Origin of the sequence: Leclercia sp. M50, from assembly GCF_037150775.1 — a bacterium.
GTDB lineage: Bacteria > Pseudomonadota > Gammaproteobacteria > Enterobacterales > Enterobacteriaceae > Enterobacter.
This window is the reverse complement of sequence record NZ_JBBCPK010000117.1, coordinates 1-10,060: the sequence shown is the minus strand read 5'-3', so window position 1 is coordinate 10,060 and position 10,060 is coordinate 1. Positions and strand designations below refer to the sequence as shown.

The following is a 10,060-nucleotide window of genomic DNA, read 5'->3' as shown; positions in this document are numbered from 1 at the left end:
GGGGGCTGCCCTATTAGCGATCATGGTGATCCCGATCCTGATGGGATTGTGGATCAGAGGTAAGATCCCGGCGGAAACCAGTAATCCATTGAACCGCCTGTTGATCCGCCTGTATCACCCCCTGTTGCTCAAAGTGCTGCGCTGGCCGAAAACGACCTTACTGGTGGCGGTGCTGTCGGTTTTGACCGTCATCTGGCCGCTCAATAAGATCGGGGGGGAGTTTCTGCCGCAAATTAATGAAGGCGATCTGCTGTATATGCCCTCTACCCTGCCGGGCATTTCCGCTGCGCAAGCGGCGGCGATGTTGCAAACTACCGATAAACTGATCATGACCGTGCCGGAAGTTGCGCGCGTTTTTGGCAAAACCGGAAAAGCGGAAACGGCAACCGACCCGGCACCGCTGGAGATGGTGGAGACAACCATTCAGCTGAAACCTGAAGATCAGTGGCGGCCGGGTATGACAATGGACAAGATCGTGGCCGAGCTGGATAAAACGGTGCGCCTGCCGGGGCTGGCAAACCTCTGGGTACCGCCCATCCGTAACCGCATTGATATGCTCTCGACCGGGATAAAAAGCCCTATTGGCATCAAAGTCTCCGGTAGGGTTCTGGCCGATATCGACGCCACAGCAGAGCAGATTGAAGGGGTGGCCAGAACCGTGCCGGGGGTCACCTCGGCTCTGGCAGAGCGTCTGGCTGGCGGGCGCTATATCAACGTGGAGATCCAGCGCGACAGAGCGGCGCGCTACGGTATGACCCCAGCCGACGTGCAGCTGTTTATTACCTCCGCCGTCGGTGGGGCCATGATTGGCGAAACGGTGGAGGGCATTGAACGCTATCCTGTGAACCTTCGCTATCCCCAACGCTATCGCAATAGCCCGGAACAGTTGCGTCAGTTGCCCATCCTGACCCCGATGAAACAGCAAATCACCCTTGGGGATGTCGCAGACGTAACGGTCTCAACAGGCGCGTCGATGCTCAAAACAGAAAACGCGCGTCCCACAGGCTGGATTTATATTGATGCCCGCGATCGTGACCTGTTGTCGGTAGTTAACGACCTGAAGCAGGCGATTGCTGAAAATGTGCAGTTAAAACCCGGCATCAGCGTAACCTTCTCCGGGCAGTTTGAATACCTTGAGCGCGCCAGCCAGAAGCTGAAATTGATGGTGCCGATGACATTACTCATCATCTTTGTGCTGCTGTATCTGGCATTTCGTCGCGTTGGTGAAGCGTTACTGATCATTACCAGCGTCCCCTTTGCCCTGGTGGGCGGGTTCTGGTTCCTGTTATGGATGGGGTTTCACATGTCGGTAGCCACCGGTACTGGCTTTATTGCGCTGGCCGGGGTAGCCGCGGAATTTGGGGTAGTAATGTTGATGTATCTGCGCCATGCCATCGAGGCCGATCCATCTCTGGACGATCCACGCACCTTCAGTACTGTAAAACTGGACGCTGCGCTGTATCAGGGGGCGGTTCTGCGTGTGCGGCCTAAAGCGATGACGGTCGCGGTGATCCTTGCCGGTTTGCTGCCCATTTTATGGGGCGCTGGCGCAGGCTCGGAAGTGATGAGCCGGATTGCTGCCCCGATGATTGGTGGCATGATCACAGCACCACTGCTGTCGCTGTTTATTATTCCGGCGGCCTATAAATTGATGTGGCTGCACGGGCACCGTCGCGCCCGCGTTTAGAAAGACTTTTCCTGGGCCTTTACCCGTTTGCGTTATTCAGCAGCTAACGCGGCGGATAAAGGCCTTATGAAAAGAGAACTCGCTGGTCAGCGATCGCTACGGGAGAGGCTCTGAGCAGCGATCTGCATCCGCAGTGAGGTCAGCACGGTAATGCCATCAACCCTCGATATCTGCCAGGTCGCCCTTCTCCTGCAGCCAGTTGCGGCGGTCTTCCGAGCGCTTCTTGGCCAGCAGCATATCCATCACCGCAGTGGTCTGCTGCTCATCTTCATCGCTGATGGTGAGCTGCACCAGACGGCGGGTGTTCGGATCGAGCGTGGTTTCACGCAGCTGCAACGGGTTCATCTCGCCCAGCCCTTTAAAGCGCTGCACGTTAGGTTTGCCCTTCTTGCGTTTAAGCTGTTCCAGCACGCCCGCTTTCTCTTCTTCCGTCAGGGCGTAATAGACCTCTTTACCGAGATCGATACGGTACAACGGCGGCAGCGCCACATAGACATGGCCGTTTTTCACCAGCGTGCGGAAATGCTTCACAAAGAGCGCGCACAGCAGGGTGGCGATGTGCAGACCATCGGAGTCCGCATCCGCAAGGATACAGATCTTGCCGTAACGCAGCTGGCTGAGATCTTCGCTGTCCGGATCAATACCGATCGCCACCGAGATGTCATGCACCTCCTGGGACGCCAGCACCTCATCGGAAGAGACTTCCCAGGTGTTAAGGATCTTACCCTTCAGCGGCATGATCGCCTGATATTCACGGTCGCGCGCCTGCTTGGCCGACCCACCCGCAGAGTCCCCTTCCACGAGGAACAGCTCGGTGCGGTTCAGATCCTGTGCGGTACAGTCCGCCAGCTTGCCCGGCAGCGCAGGGCCGCTGGTGAGCTTTTTGCGCACCACTTTCTTCGCCGCGCGCAGACGGCGCTGGGCGCTGGAGATCGCCATTTCGGCCAGCATTTCTGCGGCCTGCACGTTCTGGTTCAGCCACAGGCTGAAGGCATCTTTCACCACGCCGGAGACAAACGCCGCGCACTGGCGTGATGAGAGCCGCTCTTTAGTCTGACCGGCAAACTGCGGATCCTGCATCTTCACGGAGAGGACGTAGGCGCAGCGCTCCCAGATATCTTCCGCCGACAGCTTCACGCCGCGCGGCAGGATGTTGCGGTATTCGCAGAACTCACGCATCGCGTCCAGCAGCCCCTGGCGCAGGCCGTTCACGTGCGTGCCGCCCTGCATGGTCGGGATCAGGTTAACGTAGCTTTCAGTCAGCAGCTCGCCGCCTTCCGGCAGCCACAGCAGCGCCCAGTCCACCGCTTCCGTATCACCGGCAAAATTACCGATAAACGGTTTTTCCGGCAGGGTTGGCAGGCCGTTAACCGCTTCGCCCAGGTAATCATTCAGACCATCCTGGTAGCACCAGCGCTGCTCGCTGTTGTTGACCTCATCCTTGAAGGTAATTTCTACCCCAGGGCAGAGCACCGCTTTCGCTTTCAGGATGTGCGTTAAGCGAGAAACCGAGAAACGCGGGCTGTCGAAGAAGCTCTCGTCCGGCCAGAAGTGGACGCTGGTACCGGTATTGCGTTTCGCGCAGGTACCGATCACCTGCAAATCCTGCACTTTATCGCCGTTCTCAAAGGCGATGTTGTAGACCTGGCCGTCGCGCTTAACGGTCACTTCAACGCGTTTGGACAGGGCGTTCACCACGGAGATACCTACCCCGTGCAGACCGCCTGAGAACTGGTAATTTTTATTGGAGAACTTACCGCCCGCATGCAGGCGGCAGAGGATCAGTTCAACCGCCGGCACACCCTCTTCCGGGTGGATATCGACAGGCATGCCGCGCCCGTCGTCGATCACTTCCAGCGACTGGTCGGCATGCAGAATAACGTCAACGCGTCTGGCATGACCCGCCAGCGCTTCGTCGACGCTGTTATCAATTACTTCCTGGCCCAGATGGTTTGGGCGCGTGGTATCGGTGTACATCCCCGGACGGCGGCGAACCGGCTCAAGCCCGGTGAGTACCTCAATGGCATCAGCGTTATAGGTTTGCGTCATGATTTAAACTAGCAATTCGCAGCGATTGTCAGAGGCTGTGCAGACCGAGAAAATCGACAATCTGGGTGAAATGATCCTCAAAGCCCGTGAAAGCGTGGTTGCCACCCTCTTCTACAGTCTGGCGGCAGGAGGCGTAATACGCCACTGCCTGGCGGTAATCCAGCACTTCATCACCCGTCTGTTGCAGCAGCCAGATAAGATCTGGCGCTTCCAGCGGATCAATCTGCATCACTTTGAGGTCGTAAATATGGCGAGACTCTAGCACATATTGCTGTCCGGTGTAGGGGTTCTCGTTGTGCCCAAGATAGCCCACCAGCAGCTCAAAAGGCCGCACCGCTGGGTTCACCACCACGGCGGGCAGCATAAAGCACTGAGAGAGCCAGGTGGCGTAGTAGCCACCAAGGGAAGAGCCCACCACACCGAAAGGCTCGCCGCCGTGCGCCATGACGATGGTCTCCAGCATCTCGGCGGCGTCAGCCGGGTACGGCGGCAATTGCGGGACGATCATCTCGACGTCGGGATGATGAACCTCCAGCCATTGGCGAAACAGCGTCGCTTTTGCCGAGCGCGGGGAGCTGTTGAACCCGTGCAGATAAAGGAGCGCAGACATCAGTAGCCTTCTGAAGCGGTATCCGGGCGGAACCGGGTGCCTTCCAGGCGGCAGACTTCGGTGGTCAACGAGCCGTCGGCATGCAGTTCCAGCCAGCGCCAGCCTGGCGCAATGGTATCTAACGTGAAGTTCGCGCAATGCGGTTTGAACTGCACGCAGGTAGAAGGCGTAGCCAGCAGGCGACGACCGTTCCAGTCGAGATCCTGCTCCTGATGGATATGCCCGCAGAGCAAGTGCTTCACCCGCGGGAATTTTTCCAGCACCTGATCCAGGGCGGCGGAGTTGCGCAGACTGTGCTGATCGAGCCAGCTACATCCTGCCGGCAGCGGATGATGATGCAGTAAAAGCAGGGTGTTGCGCTCCGGCTCAGCCGCCAGTTTCGCTTCCAGCCACTCCAGCTGAAAATCGCTCAGCTCACCGTGCGGCACGCCGAAGACCTGGCTGTCGAGCAGCAGAATCTGCCAGTGGTCGCCGGCGTAGACCCGTTTAGCGGGCGAAATGCCTGAATCCTGAAGTGCGCTGTACATCGCAGGTTGAAAATCGTGGTTTCCCGGTAACCAGACGCAGGGCGCGTGAAAGCTCGCGGTACCTTCAGCGAAATGCTGATAAGCCGCGGCGGTTTGGTCCTGCGCCAAATCGCCCGTTGCGACTATCAAATCGCATTCGCGCTTCTGGCCATGAATGGCTTCCAGAACAGCCTGATAACTCTCCCAGGTATTCACACCTAACAGGGTTTCATGCTTATTGGCAAACAGGTGAGTATCGGTAATTTGTAATACCCTGACTGGCGCCCCACCAGCAACAGTCAGGTTCAACAGGCTTTCCAAATGGTGTCCTTAGGTAGGTTTCACGACGCTAACAAACCGGAATCGCCATCGCTCCATGTGCTAAACAGTATCTTAGCCAATCAGCCAGAAACTGATTAATTTGATGCTTTTCGTCACGTTGATGCAACTTTTTATTTGGGTAATCATAACGCGCTTTGAAGCGGAAGATCTGCTGACTTGAACACACTTCAGCGACCATCGCGTCATGGTACAGCCGCACCGTCATCGACGGCAGGCTCCAGTAGCTGATGGAAGGTGCCGTTTGTTCAATCTCCACCAGCGTAGTGTAACGGGTTGATTCCGTAATCGTTAACCGATACTGCGCGTTGCTCACCTGATAGCTCACTGTTTCGCCGGGCGCGTCATTACGCGGCAGCAAACGGCGCAACTGGGCGAAGTTGGTTTCGCACAGGCGCATCATTTCAGGGAAGTCAGGTGTATAACGCTTCATTTTTTCCACTCGTTTCTTAATTCCTGATAGTGCAGCTGTAGCCATTGCAAAGCGATGACAGACGCCGCGTTGTCGATTTTCCCCTCTTCTACCCATTGATAAGCCTGCTCCCGACTTACCACATGAACACGAATATCTTCGTTTTCATCAACCAGACCGTGAATCCCTTGCGCGGTCGTGGCGTCCACTTCGCCTACCAGAACCGATAAACGCTCGCTGGTGCCGCCAGGGCTTGCCAGATAATTCGAAATCGGTTTTGTACGCCCAACCATCAGCCCGGCCTCTTCCATCGCCTCGCGACGGGCAACCTCATCCGGGGTCTCGCCTGCTTCAACCATCCCGGCTACCATCTCCAGCAGCCACGGGCTTTCGCTGGTATCCAGCGCGGCAATGCGAATCTGCTCTACCAGTACCACTTCATCACGCACTGGGTCAAAGGGTAGCAAGACTGCAGCATGCCCGCGCTCAAAAATTTCGCGCCGCACTTCGCCACTCATTTCGCCGTTAAACAGACGATGGCGAAAACGGTATAATTCCAGTGAAAAAAATCCGCTGTAGAGCGTTTCTCGTGCAATAATTTCTACATCGTTTTTTGTGAATGTCACTGGCATCTTCTCTGGTTTTTCCATGTTTGCGTCCTGTTATTTATGGTGGCGTTAAGGTGAAATTCCAATCTGCTAAACTGCGGTTTCTACAACAGTATGGTAAATTGGTGCAAGTTACTGCCGCATGGCACGGAACGCCAACCTTTTGCAGTGGCGAAGTCTGCTAGAATCGGTAGATATTTTTTAATTAGATCAGCGCTAACAAAGCTTCACAACAAGGAAAGCAAATGAAGAAATTGCTCCCCATCCTCATCGGCCTGAGCCTGACGGGCTTCAGCGCGTTGAGTCAGGCAGAAGACCTGATACAGGTTTATAAGCAGGCACGTCTGAGCAACCCGGAACTGCGCAAGTCCGCTGCCGATCGTGACGCTGCATTTGAAAAAATTAATGAAGCACGCAGTCCATTATTACCACAGCTGGGTTTAGGTGCTGATTATACCTATAACAACGGCTATCGTGATGCGAATGGCATCGACTCCAACGTCACCAGCGGTTCACTCCAGTTGACCCAGACGCTGTTTGATATGTCTAAATGGCGTACCCTGAGCCTGCAGGAAAAAGCAGCCGGTATTCAGGATGTCACCTATCAGACCGACCAGCAGACGCTGATCCTGAACACGGCCACCGCCTACTTCAGAGTGCTGAGCGCCATCGACACGCTCTCCTATATTGAAGCGCAGAAACAAGCCATCTACCGTCAACTCGATCAGACCACCCAGCGTTTTAACGTGGGTCTGGTCGCCATTACCGACGTGCAGAACGCCCGTTCACAATACGACAGCGTGCTGGCGAACGAAGTAACCGCGCGTAACGACCTGGATAACGCCGTTGAACAGCTGCGTCAGGTCACCGGTAACTACTATCCGCAACTGGCTTCCCTGAACGTTGAACGCTTCAAAACTGACAAGCCGCAGGCGGTGAATGCCCTGCTGAAAGAAGCTGAAAACCGTAACCTTAGCCTGCTGCAGGCCCGCCTGAACCAGGATCTGGCTCGCGAGCAAATTCGCCAGGCACAGGATGGCCACCTGCCGACCCTGAGCCTGAACGCCTCTACCAGCGTGTCGAATACCAGCTACAGCGGCTCCAGAACCAGCGGTGCCCAGGGTGGTCAGTACAGCGACAGCGATGTCGGTCAGAACCAAATTGGTCTGAGTTTCTCCCTGCCGATTTATCAGGGTGGTCAGGTCAATTCGCAGGTGAAACAGGCGCAGTACAACTTTGTCGGCGCCAGCGAACAGCTTGAAAGTGCGCACCGCAGCGTGGTTCAGACCGTGCGTTCCTCCTTCAACAACGTGAACGCCTCTATCAGCAGCATCAACGCCTACAAACAGGCCGTTGTCTCTGCCCAGAGCTCTCTGGATGCATCGGAAGCCGGTTACTCGGTGGGTACCCGTACCATTGTTGACGTTCTGGATGCGACCACCACGCTCTACAACGCCAAACAACAGCTCTCCAACGCCCGTTACAACTACCTGATTAACCAGCTGAACATCAAGTCGGCGCTGGGTACGTTGAACGAGCAGGATCTGCTGGCGCTGAACGGCGCTCTGGGTAAACCTATCTCCACTACCCCAGAGGTTGTGGCTCCGGAAAATCCACAGCAGGCTGCCTCTGCTGATGGCTTAACCGCCGCCGCTGCGCGTACCACCAGCAACTAATGCTGTCATCCGGCCAGGGCTATCCTGGCCGGGTATTATCGCGCTGCCCGACAAAAAAACGTAAGCCAACGTAAAGATCCCCCAGTTTCGCCCCCATCGCTTCAATTTCCACCACTCATCCTCTATTCTGAGCGTTATTTTCTGTGTTTTATCACTGGGTCCTGGAAGACGATCATGAAACGGACAAAATCCATTAATCACGCCACGTTCCGCAAAAGCTGGAACGCGCGTCACCTCACTCCTGTCGCCCTGGCGCTGGGCGCCGTGTTTATGCTGGCAGGCTGTGAGCAAAGCGACGAAACGGTTTCGCTCTACCAGAATGCCGATGACTGTGCCTCCGCCACCGGCAACAAGGCAGAGTGTACTACCGCCTACAACAATGCCCTGAAAGAGGCCGAACGTACCGCGCCGAAATATGCCAGCCGTGAAGACTGCGTGGCGGAATTTGGCGAAGGCCAGTGCCAGCAGGCACCAGCTCCAGCTCAGGCGGGCACGGCGCCAGAAAACCAGGCGCAGGCGCAATCCAGCGGCAGTTTCTGGATGCCATTGATGGCCGGTTACATGATGGGCCGACTGATGAGCGGCGGCGCGGGCTATCAACAGCAACCGCTGTTCAGCTCTAAAAACCCGGCCAGCCCGGCTTACGGCCAGTATACCGATGCCAGCGGCAAAGGTTACGGTGCTGCCCAGCCAGGCCGCACCATGACCGTCCCGAAAACCGCCATGGCGCCTAAACCGGCTACGACCAGCACCGTTACCCGCGGCGGCTTTGGTGAATCTGTTGCCAAACAGAACACCATGCAGCGCAGCGCGACCGGCACCTCAACGCGCTCAATGGGCGGCTGATAATGGAACGAGTCAGTATTGTTGAGCGCCCGGACTGGCGCGAAAAAGCCACCGAATATGGTTTCAACTTCCACACCATGTACGGCGAGCCGTACTGGTGTGAAGATGCCTACTACAAGCTGACCCTCGCCCAGGTTGAAAAACTGGAAGAGGTGACGGCGGAGCTGCATCAGATGTGCCTGAAGGTGGTGGAAAAGGTGATCGCCAGCGATGAGCTGCTGACTAAATTCCGCATTCCGAAGCACACCTGGGGCTTTGTGCGTCAGTCATGGCTGACCCATCAGCCGTCGCTCTACTCCCGCCTCGATCTGGCGTGGGATGGCACCGGCGAGCCGAAGCTGCTTGAGAACAACGCCGATACACCAACCTCCCTGTATGAAGCGGCCTTCTTCCAGTGGATCTGGCTGGAAGATCAGCAGAACGCAGGCCATCTGCCGGAAGGCAGTGACCAGTTCAACAGCTTGCAGGAAAAGCTGATCGCGCGTTTCGCTGAACTGCGCGAACAGCACGGCTTCAACCTGCTGCACTTTGCCTGCTGTCGTGACACGGTCGAAGATCGCGGCACGGTACAGTACCTGCAGGACTGCGCCGCCGAAGCGGACGTTGCCAGCGAATTTCTCTACATGGAAGATATCGGGCTGGGTGAAAAAGGCCAGTTCACCGATCTGCAGGACCAGGTAATCAGTAACCTGTTCAAGCTCTATCCGTGGGAATACATGCTGCGCGAAGTTTTCTCTACCAAGCTGGAAGATGCCGGCGTGCGCTGGCTGGAGCCGGCCTGGAAGAGCATTATCTCCAACAAAGCGCTGTTACCGCTGCTGTGGGAGATGTTCCCGGACCATCCAAACCTGCTGCCCGCTTACTTCGCGGAAGATGACTATCCTCAGATGGAGAAGTATGTCAAAAAGCCGATTTTCTCCCGCGAAGGCGCCAACGTATCGATTATCGAAAACGGTAACACCGTGGAAGCGGTAGAAGGTCCGTATGGCGAAGAAGGGATGATCGTCCAGCAGTTCTGTCAGTTACCGAAGTATGGCGACAGCTACATGCTGATCGGCAGCTGGCTGATCAACGATCAGCCAGCCGGGATTGGTATTCGTGAAGATCGGGCGTTGATCACCCAGGATCTGTCGCGGTTCTATCCGCATATCTTCGTGGAGTAGCCTGTGGTGCCGGGTGGCGGCTTCGCCTTACCCGGCCTACATCACTCCGCAGGCCCGGTAAGCGCAGCGCCACCGGGCGCTTTACCCCACCTGCACCGACAACATACTCAAGCTGCCCATCTCAATGCCGTCCACCGGTGTGGAAACGGGCTCCTGACCATCCC

9 protein-coding genes and 1 pseudogene are annotated in these 10,060 nt (G+C 56.5%); 4 read left to right on the top strand and 6 right to left on the bottom strand.

Annotated features, from left to right (window positions below):
* A partial coding sequence (locus tag WFM46_RS20565) for a CusA/CzcA family heavy metal efflux RND transporter (RefSeq protein ID WP_336998402.1) occupies positions 1-1,687 on the top strand: 1,687 nt, incomplete at its 5' end.
* Between the two features lie 156 nt (positions 1,688-1,843).
* On the opposite strand, the gene parE is transcribed toward WFM46_RS20565, so the two are convergent.
* Genes parE through nudF form a run of 5 tightly spaced genes read right to left on the bottom strand, consistent with a single transcriptional unit; the run spans position 1,844 to position 6,253 of the window.
* Entirely contained in the window at positions 1,844-3,736 is a 1,893-nt protein-coding gene (parE, locus tag WFM46_RS20560) for a DNA topoisomerase IV subunit B (protein WP_103176985.1), read from the bottom strand.
* Between the two features lie 28 nt (positions 3,737-3,764).
* Positions 3,765-4,346 (bottom strand): esterase YqiA, encoded by a 582-nt coding sequence (gene yqiA / locus WFM46_RS20555; protein WP_103176986.1) that lies wholly within the window; start codon positions 4,344-4,346, stop codon positions 3,765-3,767.
* Positions 4,346-5,173 (bottom strand): 3',5'-cyclic-AMP phosphodiesterase, encoded by an 828-nt coding sequence (gene cpdA, locus WFM46_RS20550; protein ID WP_103176987.1) that lies wholly within the window; start codon positions 5,171-5,173, stop codon positions 4,346-4,348. Before cpdA ends, yqiA begins: the two co-directional genes overlap by 1 nt.
* Positions 5,174-5,201: 28 nt before the next feature.
* Complete coding sequence (locus WFM46_RS20545; protein WP_003862516.1) at positions 5,202-5,624, bottom strand: DUF1249 family protein; 423 nt, start codon at positions 5,622-5,624, stop codon at positions 5,202-5,204.
* Positions 5,621-6,253, bottom strand: a complete 633-nt coding sequence (gene nudF, locus WFM46_RS20540) for an ADP-ribose diphosphatase (protein ID WP_180209640.1) — start codon at positions 6,251-6,253, stop codon at positions 5,621-5,623. The genes WFM46_RS20545 and nudF overlap by 4 nt, the downstream gene beginning before the upstream one ends.
* A gap of 203 nt (positions 6,254-6,456) precedes the next feature.
* Here nudF and tolC point away from each other — a divergent pair, with 203 nt between their 5' ends.
* The 3 genes from tolC (at position 6,457) to WFM46_RS20525 (ending at position 9,896) form a co-directional block, all read left to right on the top strand.
* Positions 6,457-7,887 (top strand): outer membrane channel protein TolC, encoded by a 1,431-nt coding sequence (tolC, locus tag WFM46_RS20535; protein WP_180209641.1) that lies wholly within the window; start codon positions 6,457-6,459, stop codon positions 7,885-7,887.
* 174 nt (positions 7,888-8,061) lie between these two features.
* Positions 8,062-8,733: a DUF1190 family protein gene (locus WFM46_RS20530; RefSeq protein WP_103176990.1), complete on the top strand. Its 672-nt coding sequence runs from the start codon at positions 8,062-8,064 to the stop codon at positions 8,731-8,733.
* Positions 8,734-8,735: 2 nt separating this feature from the next.
* Complete coding sequence (locus WFM46_RS20525; protein ID WP_336998401.1) at positions 8,736-9,896, top strand: glutathionylspermidine synthase family protein; 1,161 nt, start codon at positions 8,736-8,738, stop codon at positions 9,894-9,896.
* A gap of 81 nt (positions 9,897-9,977) precedes the next feature.
* Here WFM46_RS20525 and WFM46_RS20520 read toward each other — a convergent pair.
* Positions 9,978-10,060: pseudogene (locus tag WFM46_RS20520) on the bottom strand (4,5-DOPA dioxygenase extradiol); the annotation flags it as partial.